This window comes from Kocuria sp. U4B, from assembly GCF_054875615.1.
Genome location: NZ_CM142180.1, coordinates 1,505,826 through 1,521,018, shown reverse-complemented (window position 1 = coordinate 1,521,018; position 15,193 = coordinate 1,505,826). Strand labels below are relative to the sequence as shown.

Sequence of the window (15,193 nt, the reverse complement as noted above, 5' to 3'; positions counted from 1 at the left end):
GGGTTTCTCCAAGCTCCCTGCGGTACATCCTCGACCCATGACGAACGTTCCGGATGCCGAGACCCGCCCCGACGCCGCGCAGCTCGTGGCGGCCTACCGGCAGGTCCTGACGTGGCTGGGCGCCGGGACCGCGCTCGGGGCCTGCGCCGAGCTCGCGATGCTGCGCCACTGGCAGGGCCCGGGGCAGCTGGTGCCGTGGGCGCTGCTCGTCCTGCTGCTGGGCGCGGCGGCGGCCTGGCTGGTGCGGCGCTCGACCGCGACCGCCCGGGCCCTGCGGACCGTCGCGGCGGTCACCGCGCTGGGCAGCGCGTACGGGGTCTACGAGCACCTCAAGGGCAACCTCGCGGCCGGCCCGTCCAGCGCCCGGTACGCGGAGTCCTGGGCCTCGATGCCGGCGGCGTCGCACCTGTGGGCGGCCGCCAGCGGTGCCGTGGGCGCCTCGCCGCTGCTGGCTCCCGGCATGGTCGGCCTGGCCGGGGTGCTGCTGTGGCTGGCGGTCCTCGGGTGGCGCGACCGCGGGGCCTGATCCCGCCCCGGGGCGCGCCGGAGCCGCGACGGGTCCCGCCGCAGGCCCTAGGATGGCCAGTGTGCTGATCATCGGACGGCGGCGCGGCCGCGGCCCGGTGGCCGGTGCGGGCACCGTCCCGGAAGACCCTGAAGGATCCGTCACCACCTGGAAGGACCACGTCATGAGCCAGCCAGAACAGCAGCAGGAAGTCCCCGGCGTCCAGAAGGAGATGACCCCCGTCCCCGACTGCGGGGAGGAGAGCTACCGCGGCTCGGGCAAGCTCGAGGGCAGGGCCGCGATCATCACCGGCGGGGACAGCGGGATCGGCCGTGCCGTGGCGATCGCCTACGCCCGCGAGGGCGCCGACGTGCTGATCGCCTACCTCGACGAGGACGAGGACGCGCAGGCGACCGCCCGCTGGGTCGAGCAGGCCGGGCGCCGGGCGGTGCTCGTGCCGGGCGACCTCTCCGACCCCGCCCACTGCCGGGCCGTCGTGGAGCGGGCCGTGCAGGAGTTCGGGAAGGTCGACGTGCTCGTCTCCAACGCCGCCTACCAGATGAGCCACGAGAGCCTCGACGAGATCAGCGACGAGGAGTGGGACTACACCTTCCGGCTCAACGTCGGGGCGTACTTCCACCTCACCAAGGCCGCGCTGCCGCACATGGGCCCGGGCTCGGCCATCATCGGCAGCTCCTCGGTCCAGTCCGACCAGCCCTCCCCGGAGCTGGCGCCCTACGCCGCGACCAAGGCCGCGATCGCCAACTTCTCGGCCGGCCTGGCCCAGATGCTCGGCGAGAAGGGGATCCGCGTCAACAGCGTGGCCCCCGGTCCCATCTGGACCCCGCTCATCCCGGCGACCATGCCGCCGGAGAAGGTCGCCTCGTTCGGGGAGCAGTCCGCGCTGGGCCGGCCCGGCCAGCCCGCCGAGCTCGCCCCCGTCTACGTCCTGCTGGCCTCCGACGACGGCAGCTACATCTCCGGCGCCCGCGTCGCCGTCACCGGCGGCCAGCCCATCCTCTGAGCACCGCACCCCGAGCCCACGACCGTTCCGGCGAGAGGACCACCGCGTGAGCGCACGCCCCGAGACCGCACGTCCCCGGCGTGCGCTGCACGAGCTGTCCCCTCGCCGGAACGGCTACGTGGAGCTGCGCTCCTACGCGGCCATCGGCGACGGGCGCACCGTCGCCATGGTCGCCCACGACGGGTCCGTGGACTGGTACCCGATCCCCGACCTCGACTCCGCCCCCGCCTTCGCCCGGCTCCTCGACGCCGACGGCGGAGGGTGCGTGGAGCTGTGCCCGGCCGAGGCGTTCGAGGTCACCCGGCGCTACGTGCCGGGCACCAACGTCCTGCAGAGCACCTACACCACCGCCGGCGGCGTCGTGCGGGTCACGGACTCCCTCAACGTGGGCTCCACCGGCCGGCTGCCCTGGAACGAGCTCGCCCGCTGCGTCGAGGGCGTGAGCGGGGAGGTGCCCATGGCGTGGCGGGTGGCGCCCGGGACCATGTTCAACACCGTCTCCCCCTGGGTGCAGGACACCGAGCAGGGCCCCGTCCTGCGCGCCGACGCGGTCTCGCTGGGGGTGCGCACGGAGCACACGGGGAAGTGCACCGTGGGCGAGCAGCAGATCACCGGCCGCTTCCGCACGCGCCCGGGCTCGGAGCACCTGCTCGCCGTCGTGGCCACGCACAGCGAGCCGCTGCGGCTGCCGACGCCCGCGAGCATCCGCAAGAACGTGGAGCTCACCCTGGACATGTGGCGGCGCTGGGTGGACCTGCTCGACTACGACGGGCCGTACCGGGCCGACGTCGAGCGCAGCGCCCTGACGCTCAAGCTGCTCAGCCACGACCCCTCCGGCTCCATCGCCGCCGCGGCCACCACGTCCCTGCCCGAGAACCGGGCGGGCACCAAGAACTACGACTACCGCTTCGCGTGGGTGCGCGACGCGACCTACACCCTGCACTCCCTCATCCGGCTGGGCGAGCAGGAGGACGTGCACGCCGCCGTGTCCTGGCTGCTGCGCATCGCCCGCGCCCAGTCCCCCGAGCTGCACGTCCTCAACCGGCTCAACGGCGAGGTCCCCGGCGACGGCACGACCGTCTTCGACGCCCCGGGCTGGCAGGGCATCGGCCCCGTGGTGGCGGGCAACGCCGCGGCGAACCAGCTGCAGCTCGGCGTCTACGGCGACCTCTTCGACATGGTCGACCTCTACGTGGGCGGCGGCAACGTGCTCGACGCCGCGACCGGGCGGATGCTCGCCGACATCGCCGACCGGATCTGCGACCTGTGGCGCCGCCGCGACGCCGGGATGTGGGAGCTGCCCGAGCACCGGCACTACACGAGCTCCAAGATGGGCTGCTGGCACGGGCTGGACCGCGCCGTGCGGCTGGCGGAGGCCGGCCAGATCCCGGGCAGCCCGGACCGCTGGCGGGCCGAGCGGGACCGGATCGCGGCGTGGATCGCGGAGCACTGCTGGTCCGAGGAGCGCGGCGCCTACGTGTGGTACCCCGGCACCGACGAGCTGGACACCTCCGTGCTGCTGCACGCCGTCAGCGGCCTCGACCGGGGGCCGCGGATGAGCTCGACCATCGACGCCCTGCGGGAGGAGCTGGGCCGCGGGCCGCTGCTGCACCGCTATAGCGGGATGCCCGACGAGGAGGGGGCGTTCGTGGCGTGCTCCTTCTGGGCGGTCGCGGCGCTCGTGCACGTGGGCCGCGCGGAGGAGGCCGCCGAGCTCATGGACGACACGCTGGCCCTGGGCAACGACGTGGGCCTCTACACCGAGATGATCGACCCGGAGGACGGCTCCTTCCTCGGCAACTTCCCGCAGGCCCTCAGCCACCTGGCGCTGCTGACCGCCGCGCTCACGCTCGAGGAGGCGGACCGGCGCCCGGAGCGCTGACCCGGGCGCCGGCTCCCGGCGTCAGTACCGGTCGGAGGAGAGGAGCCCCACGAGCTCTCCCACCCGGTCCTCGGGCATGGACCGGGCGATGTCGGCCTGGCTGACCATCCCGACGAGGTCGTGCCCGTCGATCACCGGCAGCCGCCGCACCTGGTGCTCCGTCATCGTCCGGATGGCCTCCTCGACGCTGTCGTCGGCGCCGATCGTCACCGGCTTGCCCTGGGCCAGCTGCCCGGCCTTCACGGCCCGCGGGTCGGTGCCGACGGCCAGGCACTTCACGACGATGTCGCGGTCGGTCACCATCCCCATGAGCCGGTCGTGCTCCCCGCAGATCGGCAGGGCCCCGACCCCCAGGTCCCTCATCTTCCGGGCGGCCTCCTCGAGCGTCTCGTTCTCCCCGACGCACTCCGCGCCCGGGCTCATGATCTCGCGTGCCTTCGTCATGGTCGCTCCTCCTGGTCGGTGAACCCTGTCCATCAGCGGGCTGACGCTCCGGTGTGCTCCAGCGTAGGAGCCGAACCGGGCGTTGTCTGCCCCCGGCACGGCCCCGGGCCCCCGTCGCCGGGGCCGTCGCCGGGCTGGAAGAATGGGCCCATGACCCAGCACCCCCCGACGACCACCGCCGGCCTCAGCGGCGCGCAGGCCGAGCGCCTCGCCGAGGCCCTGGACGCCCGCGACGTGACGGTCTTCGTGGACGGCACCTCCCTGCGCCTGCCCGCCGGGGCGCACGACGCCGTCCTCGACCTCCTCGCCCGCCTCGCCCGCGGGGAGACGGTCACGGTGACCTCCGTGGAGGAGCTGCTGACCACCTCCCAGGCGGCCGCGCTCGCGGGGATCTCGCACACCTACCTGCGCAACCTCACCACCCAGGGCGTCATCCCGGTGCAGTACCGGGGCACGCACCGCCGGATCCGCCTCGCCGACGTCCAGGCGTGGCTCGCGGGGCGGGAGAAGCCCGCGGACGACGCCGCCGCGGCCGCCGCGGCGGCCGAACGGCCCGGGGACTGAGCCCCTGAGCCGCAGGGGCTCAGCAGAAGCGGGCCACGACCCAGCCGTCGACCACGTCGACCGCCGCCGCGGGCAGGTCCTTCGCCGGGTCCGGCGGGGCCGTCCGGCCGGCGTCGAGCGCGAGGCGCGAGCCCAGGAACCGCCCGTCGGGGCCGAACACCCAGTAGTGGTTCGGGCACTCGAACGTCTCCGCGCGTCCTGCGGCCGCCCGGCACACCGTGGCCTGCTGGTGCGTGCAGGTGTTGCGCAGCACGTGCAGGCCCCCCTCGGCGTCCCGCGTGACGAGCACCGGCCCGGTGCTCGTCGGAGCCGTCACGAAGTCGAGCGGCCCGGGCACGGCGGTGGCCTCGACGATCCGCTCCCAGCCCCCGGCCCGCTGCCGGTCCCCGGGGGTCGCCCGGTCCGCGGCGGGCTCCCCGCTCACGCCGCTCCCCGCGTGCTGCGGCCCGGGTCGAGGACGTCCAGGGCCTCGGCCAGCCGGCGGCGCAGGGGCGCGGCGCGGCGGGCGAAGTCCCGCTGCCGGCGCACGTACTCGGCCTTGCCCTCGGGCGTCTCGATCCGCACGGGCGCGTAGCCCCACCCGGAGAGGTCGTAGGGCGCGGCCTGCATGTCGGTCTCCCGGACGTTCCACGCGAGCTCGAAGCAGTCCATCAGCAGCTCGGAGGGGACGGTCGGGAGGAGCTTGTACGCCCACTTGTAGAGGTCCATGGTCGCGTGCATGCACCCGGGCTGCTCGAGCCGGCGCTGCGCCTCCCGGGTGGGCTGCAGCTCGTTGAGCGGGACGGCCTGCGGCTGGAAGAAGCGGAACGCGTCGAAGTGCGTGCACCGGATCCGGGAGGACTCGACCACGGCGTCCGTGCCCTGCGCGCCCAGCCGCAGCTCGAGGTACTCGTGGCGCAGGTCGTTCTCCTGGGAGCGGTAGGCCATGGCCCACTCGTGCAGCCCGAAGCAGCCGAAGAAGCCGGGCTGGGCGGCGTGCGAGCCCAGCACCACCCGGGCGAAGTCGACCGCGGCGGCCCGCCGGGCCCGGAAGGCGCCGTCGTCGACCGTCACCGCCCCCGCGCCCGGGCCGAGGCCCAGCGCGGAGAGCTCGTCCGCGCGCAGCGGCCGGTAGAACTTCTCCGCCGCCCGCTCCGCGGCGTCCAGGAGCACGACCCCGGCGCCGGGGTGCCAGCGCTTGAGCTGCGCCGGCTTGAGCGTGTAGTAGGTGAACAGGAAGTCCTCGACCGGGTGCTTCCGGCCGTGGTGGCGGCGCTGGACGAACGGGTCCGCGTAGCGCGCCGCGCGCTGCTCGTGGGCGTGCGCGCGGGGCGCCCACTGCCCGCGGGCGAGGACGGCGACGGGGCGGGTCGCGGGACCCGCCCCGTCGCCGACCGGCCGGTGCGCGGAGGGCACGACGGTCAGCGGCCGGTCCCGGCGTAGACCGTGGCCTCCTGCTCGGCGTCGAGGCCGAACGCCGTGTGCACCACGCGCACGGCCTCGTCGAGGCGGTCGGCGGCCGTGATGACCGAGATCCGCACCTCCGAGGTGGAGATCATGTCGATGTTGATGTTCGCGGCGGCGAGCGCCTCGAAGAAGGTGAACGTCACGCCGGGGTTGGACTTCATGCCGGCGCCCACGAGGGAGAGCTTGCCGACCTCGTCGTCGTAGTCCAGGCCCGCGTAGCCGATCTTCTCCTCGGCCGCGCGCAGCAGGCTCACGGCGAGCTCGCCCTGGCACTCGTCCACGGTGAACGAGAGGTCCGTCCGGGGGTCGTCGCCGGTGGAGACGTTCTGCACGATCATGTCCACGTTGACCTTCGCCTCGGCCAGGAGCCGGAAGATCCGGGCCGCGATGCCGGGCTTGTCGGGCACCCCGACGACGGTGACCTTCACCTGCGTGCGGTCGTGGGCGATGCCGGAGATGAGCGGCTGTTCCAACGGGATCTCCTTCGGGGAGGTGGCGGCGTCTTCGGGGCTCGGGATGACCCAGGTGCCCTCGTTCTGGGTGAAGGACGAGCGGACGTGCAGCTTCACGCCGAAGCGGCGGGCGTACTCGACGCAGCGCAGGTGCAGGATCTTCGCGCCGTTGGCGGCGAGCTCGAGCATCTCCTCGCTGCTGACCTGCTCCAGCTTCCGGGCCCGGGGGGCGATGCGGGGATCGGCGGTGAACACGCCGTCCACGTCGGAGTAGATCTCGCACACGTCGGCCTGCAGGGCGGCGGCCAGCGCCACCGCGGTCGTGTCCGAGCCTCCGCGGCCCAGCGTGGTGATGTCCTTGGTCTGCCGGTGCACGCCCTGGAACCCGGCGATGATCGCGATGTTGCCCTCGTCGAGGGACTCGCGCACCCGCTGCGGGTTGACCTCCACGAGCCGGGCCGCGCCGTGGGCGCCGTCGGTGACCATCCCGGCCTGCGACCCGGTGAAGGACTGCGCCGGGGCGCCCATGCCGGAGACGGCCATGGCCAGCAGGGCCATGGAGATGCGCTCACCGGCGGTCAGGAGCATGTCGAGCTCGCGGGCAGGGGGCCTGCGGGTGACCTCGTTGGCGAGGTCGAGGAGCTCGTCGGTGGTGTCGCCCATGGCGGAGACCACGACGACGACGTCGTGGCCGCGGTTGCGGGTCTCGACGATCCTCCGTGCGACGCGGCGGATGCCGTCGGCGTCCGCGACGGAGGAGCCACCGAACTTCTGCACGATGAGGCTCATGGGTTCAACTCCTGTGGTCGGTGGCGGCCGGGTCCGATGGGCGGCCGGGGGCCCGTGCGGGCTCCCGGGCCCGGCCCCGGGACAGTCTACCGGGCCGGTCAGGCGACGACCGTGCGGCCCTCGAACGCCCGGCCCAGCGTGACCTCGTCCGCGTACTCCAGGTCCCCGCCCACGGGCAGCCCGGAGGCCAGCCGGGTCACCCGGACCCCCAGGGTCTTGAGCATGCGGGACAGGTAGGTGGCGGTGGCCTCGCCCTCCAGGTTGGGGTCGGTGGCCAGGACGACCTCCTGGACGGTGTCGTCCGACAGCCGCGTCATCAGCTCGCGGATCCGCAACTGGTCCGGCCCGATGCCCTGGATGGGGCTGATCGCCCCGCCCAGCACGTGGTAGCGGCCGCGGAAGCTGCGGGTCCGCTCGATGGCCATCACGTCCTTGGACTCCTCGACCACGCAGATGACGGTGGCGTCCCGGCGGGCGTCACGGCAGATCGCGCACTCGTCCATCTCGGCGACGTTGCCGCAGATCCGGCAGAACTTCACCTTCTCCTTGACCGTCGTCATGGCGTCGGCCAGGCGGCGGACGTCCTCCTTGTCGGCGTCGAGGAGGTGGAACGCGATCCGCTGCGCGGACTTCGGCCCGATGCCGGGCAGCCGGCCCAGCTCGTCGATCAGATCCTGAACAGCGCCTTCGTACACGTTCTCCTCGATTTCCGGGCCGTCGCGGGCCCCTCTGCTCGTCCACGGCCGCGGTCCTCGCCGGGGTCCGCACCGCACGGACCGGGACGGGTGGCGCGGCCGGTCACTCCCCGGCGTGCAGGTCCCGCTCCTCGATCAGCATCCCGCCGAGGATCCGCTCGATGGCGGCACGGCCGTAGAGCGTGGAGTCCTCGAGCGCCTCGTCGTCCGAGCTGGGGACGAACGAATCGTCCCATTCTACGCCGTCGTCCCGCGGCGGCGCGGCCTGCTCCGGGACCTGCCGGCCGGCGGCGATCTGCGCGGCGTGGCGCTCGCGGAAGCTCAGGCGCTGGCGGGCACCGGCGTCGTCCCCGGCAACGGCCTGCTGAGCCGGTGCCGGTCGGGCGGGTGCCTCGGCGCGGGCCGGGCCCGGCCGGGTCGCCGCCGGGACCTGTGCTGCCGGTGCCGCCTCCCGCCGGGCCGCGGGGCTGGGCCGCCACTGCTCGGGCGGTGCCTCGTCCGGGTCCGCCGGCCCGCCCGCGGAGGGGGGCCCGTCGGGGTGCGGGGGCTCCTCGGGATAGGGCGGCTCGTCGGGATAGGGCGGCTCGTCCGGGTACGGGGGCTCCTCGGGCGGCGGGACGTCGTCGTCGGAGGGCGGGACGTCCCGGTCCTGCGGGCCGGGCCGGGAGCCCGGGGCCCGGGAGGGCGCCCGGACCGGCTCCGGGCGCGGCGCGGGCGCCGGTGCGGCAGCCCGGGCCGGTGCGGGGGAGGAGGGGCGGGAGGCCTGCTCCGGCGCACCGGAGCGCTTCGCGGGCTCCGGTGCAGGTTCCTTGGGGCGCTCCGGCGCGGGGGCGGGCGCGGGGCCGCCCTGCGGGATGGAGGCCACGGACCAGCTGTGCACGGGCTCCTCCGCCCAGGCGGGGTCGGCCCACTCCGGGGCGCTGTCCGTGGCGGGCCGGCCGTGGGCCTCCCACGCCCGGTGGGCCCCGCGCGGCTCGTCCTGCGACCACTGCCCGTCGGCCGGTCCCCGGTTCGGTCCGGGGCCGCTGTGCTCCGGGGTGTCCGCCTCGCGGGGCGCGCGCTGCTCCTGGCGCTCCGGCCCGCCCTGGCGCTCCGGGCCACCTCGGCCGGCGTCCGGGCGGGGGTCGGTGGGGCGTCCGCGCGGGGGCGTCGACGGCTCCGGGCCGCGCGGGGTGCCGCCGCGGCCGTGCCCGCCGCCCGGCGGGACAGCCTCCGCGCGGCAGTCGATGCCGAGGACCTGGTGCACGGCCCGGCGCAGGTCGTCCTCGAAGCGCGGGAAGTTCATGAGGTCGCCCTCGGCGTCGAACATGATGCGCAGCACCTTGCCGTCGAAGGACTGCGGCGTGCCGCGCTGGACGGTGAACCAGGCGACGCGGCGGATGTCCGCCAGGGCGTTGACGATCTCCGGCCAGGAGGCGCGGAGCAGGTCGATCTCGTTGCCCGCTCCCTCCCCCGCGCGGGGGGTGTCCTGCCGGGACGCCGGCCCGGGGGCCGGCTCGGGGGCCGGGCCGGGGTGCTGCTCGGCGCGCTGCGGCCGGTCCCCGCCGCGCTGCGCGTCCGCGGGACGGGGCTCGTCCGCCGGACGCGGCGCTGCGGCCGGCTGCTCGGGAGCCGCGGCCGGCTGCGGCCGCTCCGCGGGCTCCTCGCGTGCCGCAACAGCTGTCCCGCCCGGTGCGGGGGCCCCGGGCGCGGCAGGGGAAGCTGGCTGGGCGGCGGGCGCCGTCGCAGGTGCGTCCGCGGGCTCCTCGGGCGCGGCGGCCCCGGCGGGGACGCTGCCGCGGGGGATGCTCAGCCGCCGCTCCAGGCGGTCGACGCGGGCGGTGACACCGCGCGTGGTGTCCTCCGAGGAGGGCAGCAGGATCCGGGCGCACAGCAGCTCCAGGTGCAGCTGGGGGGAGGTCGCGCCGGTCATCTCGGTGAGGGCGGTGTTGGTGATGTCCGCGGCGCGGGACAGCTCGGCCGCCCCGAGCTGGGAGGCCTGGTTGCGCAGCCGGGAGACCTGGTCCTGCGGCATCCCGTGCAGGATGTTGCCCGCGGACTCCGGCACCGCGTTGACGATGATCAGGTCCCGGAACCGCTGGAGCAGGTCCTCGACGAACCGGCGGGGGTCCTGGCCCGTCTGGATCACCCGGTCGACCGCGCGGAACACCGTGGCGGCGTCCCCGGAGGCGAAGGCGTCCACGACGTCGTCGAGCAGGGCGCCGTGGGTGTAGCCGAGCAGGGCCACGGCGAGGTCGTAGCCGATGCCGCCGTCGTCGGAGCCGGCCATGAGCTGGTCGAGCACCGAGAGGGTGTCGCGCACGGATCCGCCGCCGGCGCGGACCACGAGCGAGAGCACGCCCGGGGCCACGGGCACGTGCTCCTCCGTGCACAGCTGCTCGAGGTAGTGCACGAGGGGCTCGGGCGGGACCAGGCGGAAGGGGTAGTGGTGCGTGCGGGAGCGGATGGTCGTGAGGACCTTGCTCGGCTCCGTGGTCGCGAAGATGAACTTGATGTGCTCCGGGGGCTCCTCGACGATCTTCAGCAGGGCGTTGAAGCCCTCGCGCGTGACCATGTGGGCCTCGTCGATGATGAAGATCTTGTACCGGTCCCGCACGGGCGCGAACGTCGCGCGCTCCCGGAGGTCGCGGGCGTGGTCCACGCCACCGTGGCTGGCCGCGTCCATCTCGATGACGTCGAGGGAGCCGGCGCCGTCGCGGGCGAGGTCCCGGCAGCTGTCGCAGTGCCCGCAGGGGGTGGCGGTCGGTCCCTGGGCGCAGTTCAGGCAGCGGGCGAGGATGCGGGCGGAGGTCGTCTTGCCGCACCCGCGGGGGCCGGAGAAGAGGTACGCGTGGCTGACCCTGTCCTTGCGCAGCGCCGTCATCAGCGGCTCGGTCACGTGCTCCTGGCCGATGACGTCCTCGAAGGTCTCCGGGCGGTAGCGGCGGTACAGGGCGGTAGTCACAACTGTCACCTTAGCGGCGGAATCCGACAGGCCGGGCGGGTGGTGGCGGCTGGGGAGGGCCGGCCCGTCCGGGAACGAGAAGACCCCTCGCGCACCCGCCAGAGCCCGTCTACCCTTGCTACCTTCCGGTCCTGGGGGAGTTCAACAGGATGACGCCACGCGAGGGGCTGTCCCACAGTTTAGCGGATGCGGCGGCCGCGTCGAAACCGGCGCCGGAAGCGGCCGATTCGGCATTGGCGGGCGGGTCGGTTATGCTGGACTCCGCATGTTCGGCCGCCGTGAGGCGATCGCGACGTGCGTGCCTGGAGGATTCGCCTAGCGGCCTATGGCGCACGCCTGGAACGCGTGTTGGGTTCACGCCCTCGGGGGTTCAAATCCCCCATCCTCCGCACGGAAGATGTCCCCGGACATCGGAAACGCCCCGGACCACCTGGTCCGGGGCGTTTCGTGTTTCCGGACCGCTCTGGCACCACCGCCCGTCCTGGCGCCACGAGTCCCCGGGCCGGTCGCATCTCCCCATGCCTGGACGTGGGGGAACGACGCGGGTGTGGGGGCTCGGCGCGGGGGACCCGCCGGAGGGGTCCGCGAGGCGCGGACGGCCGGCGCGGAGGCGGACCCTAGGATGGACGCATGATTTTCAAGGCCGTGGGCGACTCGCGCCCGTACCCGGACCACGGCCTCGTGACGCCCTCGGACTGGTCCGGCGTGGCGCCACGCCAGGTCCGGCTGGACCAGCTGATCACCACGAAGACGACCCTGGACCTGGAGACGCTGCTGGACGCGGATTCCACGTTCTACGGCGACCTGTTCCCGCACGTGGTCCGCTGGGCCGGGGAGCTCTACCTCGAGGACGGGCTGCACCGGGCGCTGCGCACCGCGCTGCACCACCGCACCGTGCTGTACGCGCGCGTGCTCGAGCTCGGCAGGGCGCCGGTGTCCCGCCCGGCGCAGGAGGGGCGCCCGCTCAGGACGCCGCGCTGAGCGCCGGGCGCCCCGGCGCCAGGCGCACGGGCCGGCCCTCGGCGTCGAACTGCGCGCCCAGGCCCTGCTGGATGAACCGGACGGTGGAGCGGATGTGCCGCTCGCGCGCCGCACGGTCCTGGTCGGAGGTCTGCCCCCGGTCCGCGGCGGCGGTCAGGGAGCCGTGCACCAGGGCGGCCAGCTCGGAGATGTCCCCCTCGGGCAGCCAGCCCTGGCCGATCGCGTCCCGCAGGATCGCGGCCAGCAGTCCCTGCAGCTCGCCCACGTGCTCCCCGAGCTTCTGGTAGTCCTCCGGGGAGAGGACCGTGCGCATGGTGGGCCCGGGCGGCAGGTGCCGGCGGGTGAGGTCCTCGATCTGGGCGCGGATGTACACCGCCAGCCGGTCGACCGGGTTCTCGACGCCCTCCAGGTCGCGGCGCAGGTCGGCCATGAAGCGCTCGGTCTCGTCCAGGGCGTAGGCGACGAGGAGCTCGCCCATGTCCGCGAAGTAGTTGTAGACCGCCGTGCGGCCCACCTCCGCGTTCTTGGCCACGTGGGTCATGGTCAGCCCGGTGAGGCCCTGCTGGTAGAGCAGCTGGCCGAAGGAGTCGAGGATCGCTCGTTTGGTGTTCTCGCGCTGCGCGGCATTGCTGGCAGCTGAAATGCGGGGCATGATGACACCTTATCTCTATATGTCATCAAAGTATGCACACTTTAATGAGCCTTGGTGACGGTGTGTCCGACTATGACACCACCCTTCCGCCCGGAACGCTCCTTCGGGGAGAAAGGTCTGGGGCAACGTCCAGGAAACGTCCGACCGGCACTCAGCAGCCGCGCCCGTCGGGTCCGCAGGCTGGGCCCGCGCTCCCGAGGTCGGCCAGGGGCCCGACCTCCGCCCACACCCGGTCCAGGGCCCGCGCGAACGTCTCGGTCGGCTGGGCGCCCGAGATCCCGTAGCGACCGTCCAGCACGTAGAACGGCACGCCCTGGACGCCGAGCCGCCGGGCCGCCGCGACGTCCTCCTGCACGGCCGTGTCCAGGGCGGGATCGGCGAGCGCCCGGCGCGCGACCGTCTCCGGCAGCCCGGCCGCGGCGGACAGGGCGACCAGCGCGTCGTCGTCGCCGAGGTCGAGGCCGCGCTCGAAGTGGCCCGTGAGCAGGGCCTCCTTCAGGCGTGCTGCCACGGGGCCGCCGGTGGCGAGGTCGTCCTCCCGGCGGGCGGCGTGCAGCAGGCGGTGGGCCTTGCGCGAGTTCGCCACGACGAGGGCGTCGAAGTCGTAGTGCAGCCCCTCCCCGGCGGCGACCGCGCTCACCTGTGCGAGCATCTGCTGCACCTGCTCCGGGGCGAGCCCCTTGGCGCCGGCCAGGTAGTCGGCCTCGCGTCCGGGGTAGGAGTCCGGCAGGGAGGGGTCGAGCTGGAAGCTGCGGTAGGTGACGCGCACCTGCTCGCGGTGCGGGAAGGCGGCCAGGGCGCGGTCGAAGCGGCGCTTGCCGATGAGGCACCACGGGCAGGCGATGTCGGACCAGATGTCGATCTGCAGAGTCATGTACGCGTCAACATGACCGCGTCCCGCCCCATTCCGGGGCGGGACGCGGCCGGTGCTCCTGCGGCGGGCGCGGCGGGGACCGCCGCGCCCGCTCAGCGCTCGGCGGCGGAGCCTCCCTGCCACAGGGAGTCGAACGGGGCCCGCGAGCTCAGCCGCTGCCGGATGCCTGCGGAGACGAAGGCCTTGGCCGTGCGGGCGGCCTCGAGCGGCTCGGCGCCCTTCGCGAGCTCGGCGGCGACGGCGGCCGCGAGGGTGCATCCGGCGCCGGCCACGGGGACCTCGCCGACCTTGGGCTCCGAGAGCACCTCGAGGGTCGTCCCGTCGAAGTAGACGTCGACGGCGTCGGGCCCGGCGATGCGCACCCCGCCCTTGGCGAGCACCACGGCGCCGGACTTCTCGTGGATCCGGCGGGCGGCCTCCTCGAGGTCCTCGACGGTACTGATCTCGTCCATCCCCGACAGGGAGAGGGACTCGAAGTGGTTGGGGGTCACGAACGTGGCCAGGGGCAGGATCTTCGCCTTGAGCGCCTCGTCGGTGTCCAGGGCGGCCCCGGGCTCCTGGCCCTTGCAGATGAGGACGGGGTCGAGCACGAGGTGGCGGGGCTTCAGCTCGGCCAGCACCTCGGCCGTGGTCGCGATGGTCTCCGGGCTGCCGAGCATGCCGATCTTCACGGCGTCGAGCGCGTGGGCGGCGGTGATCGCCTCGAGCTGCTCGCGCAGGACGTCCTGCGGCACGGGGAACAGGCGGTGGCCCCAGTCCTCGGCGGGGTCGAAGGAGACGATGCAGGTGAGCGCGAGCGAGCCGAAGACGCCGAGCTCCTGGAAGGTCTTGAGGTCGGCCTGCGCGCCGGCGCCGCCGGTGGCCTCGGAGCCGGCGATCGTCAGGGCGACGGGCGGCTGGGCCGCGGCGGCCCGGTCGGGGGCGGGGGAGGAAGCGGTGGTGTCGGTCATGGGAGCCATTGTGCGCCCCGGCCCGCGCCGGGGGCCAACCGCCGGGGCCGGGGCGCCGGGGCGGCGGTAGACTGTCCGTCGGCCTCCGGCCGCCGCGACGTCCCCGCACGGGGTTCCGCGGCGGCGGGCCTCCCGGGTGGCAGGCGGGAGGCCCCGCCGCACCTCCCAGCTCGCACCCCGGCGTGCCCCGCCGGGCGACGTGCCGCGTCACGACAGATTGGTGATCCACCGTGTCCTCTCCCGCCTCCCCGGCCGCGCCCGCCGGGTTCGCCCGCCGGCCCCGCACCTGGTTCGACCTCATCGTGGCGGCCTACTGCGTGGTCCTCGTGCTCTCCAACGTCGCCGCGACCAAGGGGGTCGCGTTTGGGCCGGTCATCACCGACGGGGGTTTCTTCCTCTTCCCGCTCGCCTACGTCCTGGGCGACGTCGTCTCGGAGGTCTACGGCTTCCGCGCCGCCCGGCGCGCCATCCTGAGCTCCTTCGCCGCCGGACTGCTCGCGTCGGTCGTGTTCTGGATCGTCATCGCGCTGCCCCCGGCGGAGTTCTACACGGGCCAGGCGGCGCTCGAGACCGTGCTCGGGCTCGTCCCGCTCATCGTCGCCGGCTCCCTGCTCGGCTACCTCGCGGGGCAGCTGCTCAACGCGTTCGTGCTGGTCCGGCTGAAGGCCCGCACCCGGGAGAGGCACCTGTGGGCCCGGCTCATCTCCTCGACGGCGCTCGGCGAGCTCGTGGACACCCTCATCTTCTGCACCGTGGCCGCCCCCGTCATCGGGATCACCACGCTCGGGGACTTCCTCAACTACGCGCTGATCGGCTACGCCTACAAGGTCGCCGTCGAGATCGTCGTCCTGCCCGTCACCTACGCCGCGATCCGGTGGCTGAAGCGGCACGAGCCCACCTACGGCGTGGCCGGCCTGGCGGGGGAGGCCCCGGCGTCGTCGCCCGTGCGCTGAACGGGACGGCCCCGCGGGCGGGACGGCCCGGCCGGGCG

The 15,193-nt window shown here is 74.4% G+C and carries 15 protein-coding genes, 1 tRNA gene and 1 other RNA gene; 7 read left to right on the top strand and 10 right to left on the bottom strand.

All coding sequences use genetic code 11. From position 1 onward, the window contains the following. Positions 1 to 37: 37 nt before the first annotated feature. From ACYSMR_RS07230 to ACYSMR_RS07220, 3 genes are all read left to right on the top strand, one after another. Positions 38 to 526, top strand: coding sequence for a hypothetical protein (locus tag ACYSMR_RS07230; protein WP_461747798.1), 489 nt, complete (start codon positions 38 to 40; stop codon positions 524 to 526). Between the two features lie 163 nt (positions 527 to 689). Further along, positions 690 to 1,529, top strand: a complete 840-nt coding sequence (locus ACYSMR_RS07225) for an SDR family oxidoreductase (RefSeq protein ID WP_251331776.1) — start codon at positions 690 to 692, stop codon at positions 1,527 to 1,529. Between the two features lie 46 nt (positions 1,530 to 1,575). Then, positions 1,576 to 3,411: a glycoside hydrolase family 15 protein gene (locus ACYSMR_RS07220; protein ID WP_461747797.1), complete on the top strand. Its 1,836-nt coding sequence runs from the start codon at positions 1,576 to 1,578 to the stop codon at positions 3,409 to 3,411. A gap of 21 nt (positions 3,412 to 3,432) precedes the next feature. Here ACYSMR_RS07220 and ACYSMR_RS07215 read toward each other — a convergent pair whose 3' ends face one another. Then, on the bottom strand, positions 3,433 to 3,855 hold the full coding sequence (locus ACYSMR_RS07215; protein ID WP_251331775.1) for a CBS domain-containing protein: 423 nt from the start codon (positions 3,853 to 3,855) through the stop codon (positions 3,433 to 3,435). A gap of 150 nt (positions 3,856 to 4,005) precedes the next feature. Between ACYSMR_RS07215 and ACYSMR_RS07210 the strand changes: the two genes are divergently transcribed. Beyond that, positions 4,006 to 4,419 (top strand): helix-turn-helix domain-containing protein, encoded by a 414-nt coding sequence (locus ACYSMR_RS07210; RefSeq protein ID WP_251331774.1) that lies wholly within the window; start codon positions 4,006 to 4,008, stop codon positions 4,417 to 4,419. Positions 4,420 to 4,438: 19 nt separating this feature from the next. Here ACYSMR_RS07210 and ACYSMR_RS07205 read toward each other — a convergent pair whose 3' ends face one another. The 6 genes from ACYSMR_RS07205 to ffs all read right to left on the bottom strand — a co-directional run bounded on the left by ACYSMR_RS07205 (position 4,439) and on the right by ffs (position 10,917). Beyond that, on the bottom strand, positions 4,439 to 4,843 hold the full coding sequence (locus tag ACYSMR_RS07205) for a Rieske 2Fe-2S domain-containing protein (RefSeq protein WP_461747796.1): 405 nt from the start codon (positions 4,841 to 4,843) through the stop codon (positions 4,439 to 4,441). Next, complete coding sequence (locus ACYSMR_RS07200; RefSeq protein WP_461747795.1) at positions 4,840 to 5,814, bottom strand: 3-methyladenine DNA glycosylase; 975 nt, start codon at positions 5,812 to 5,814, stop codon at positions 4,840 to 4,842. The genes ACYSMR_RS07205 and ACYSMR_RS07200 overlap by 4 nt, the downstream gene beginning before the upstream one ends. Positions 5,815 to 5,819: 5 nt before the next feature. Further along, on the bottom strand, positions 5,820 to 7,106 hold the full coding sequence (locus ACYSMR_RS07195; RefSeq protein ID WP_251331771.1) for an aspartate kinase: 1,287 nt from the start codon (positions 7,104 to 7,106) through the stop codon (positions 5,820 to 5,822). A gap of 98 nt (positions 7,107 to 7,204) precedes the next feature. Beyond that, positions 7,205 to 7,801, bottom strand: coding sequence for a recombination mediator RecR (gene recR / locus ACYSMR_RS07190; protein WP_251331770.1), 597 nt, complete (start codon positions 7,799 to 7,801; stop codon positions 7,205 to 7,207). A gap of 103 nt (positions 7,802 to 7,904) precedes the next feature. Further along, positions 7,905 to 10,745 carry a DNA polymerase III subunit gamma and tau gene (locus tag ACYSMR_RS07185; RefSeq protein ID WP_461747794.1) on the bottom strand — a complete coding sequence of 947 codons (2,841 nt, stop codon included), beginning with the start codon at positions 10,743 to 10,745 and terminating at the stop codon, positions 7,905 to 7,907. Between the two features lie 75 nt (positions 10,746 to 10,820). Beyond that, positions 10,821 to 10,917, bottom strand: an RNA gene (ffs, locus tag ACYSMR_RS07180) — signal recognition particle sRNA small type. Between the two features lie 132 nt (positions 10,918 to 11,049). Between ffs and ACYSMR_RS07175 the strand changes: the two genes are divergently transcribed. Next, positions 11,050 to 11,134: transfer RNA gene (locus ACYSMR_RS07175), tRNA-Ser, on the top strand. A 241-nt stretch (positions 11,135 to 11,375) separates the two neighbouring features. Then, positions 11,376 to 11,726: a type II toxin-antitoxin system VapB family antitoxin gene (locus ACYSMR_RS07170; RefSeq protein ID WP_461747793.1), complete on the top strand. Its 351-nt coding sequence runs from the start codon at positions 11,376 to 11,378 to the stop codon at positions 11,724 to 11,726. Here the strand turns inward: ACYSMR_RS07170 and ACYSMR_RS07165 are convergent. From ACYSMR_RS07165 to ACYSMR_RS07155, 3 genes are all read right to left on the bottom strand, one after another. Further along, positions 11,710 to 12,378: a TetR/AcrR family transcriptional regulator gene (locus ACYSMR_RS07165; RefSeq protein ID WP_251331767.1), complete on the bottom strand. Its 669-nt coding sequence runs from the start codon at positions 12,376 to 12,378 to the stop codon at positions 11,710 to 11,712. The two genes, ACYSMR_RS07170 and ACYSMR_RS07165, sit on opposite strands and share 17 nt — an antisense overlap. 151 nt (positions 12,379 to 12,529) lie before the next feature. Then, on the bottom strand, positions 12,530 to 13,252 hold the full coding sequence (locus tag ACYSMR_RS07160) for a DsbA family oxidoreductase (RefSeq protein ID WP_461747792.1): 723 nt from the start codon (positions 13,250 to 13,252) through the stop codon (positions 12,530 to 12,532). Between the two features lie 92 nt (positions 13,253 to 13,344). Continuing rightward, positions 13,345 to 14,202, bottom strand: a complete 858-nt coding sequence (locus tag ACYSMR_RS07155) for a hydroxymethylpyrimidine/phosphomethylpyrimidine kinase (RefSeq protein WP_251331765.1) — start codon at positions 14,200 to 14,202, stop codon at positions 13,345 to 13,347. A 230-nt stretch (positions 14,203 to 14,432) separates the two neighbouring features. Between ACYSMR_RS07155 and ACYSMR_RS07150 the strand changes: the two genes are divergently transcribed. Next, on the top strand, positions 14,433 to 15,155 hold the full coding sequence (locus tag ACYSMR_RS07150) for a queuosine precursor transporter (RefSeq protein ID WP_461747791.1): 723 nt from the start codon (positions 14,433 to 14,435) through the stop codon (positions 15,153 to 15,155). Positions 15,156 to 15,193 lie beyond the last annotated feature (38 nt).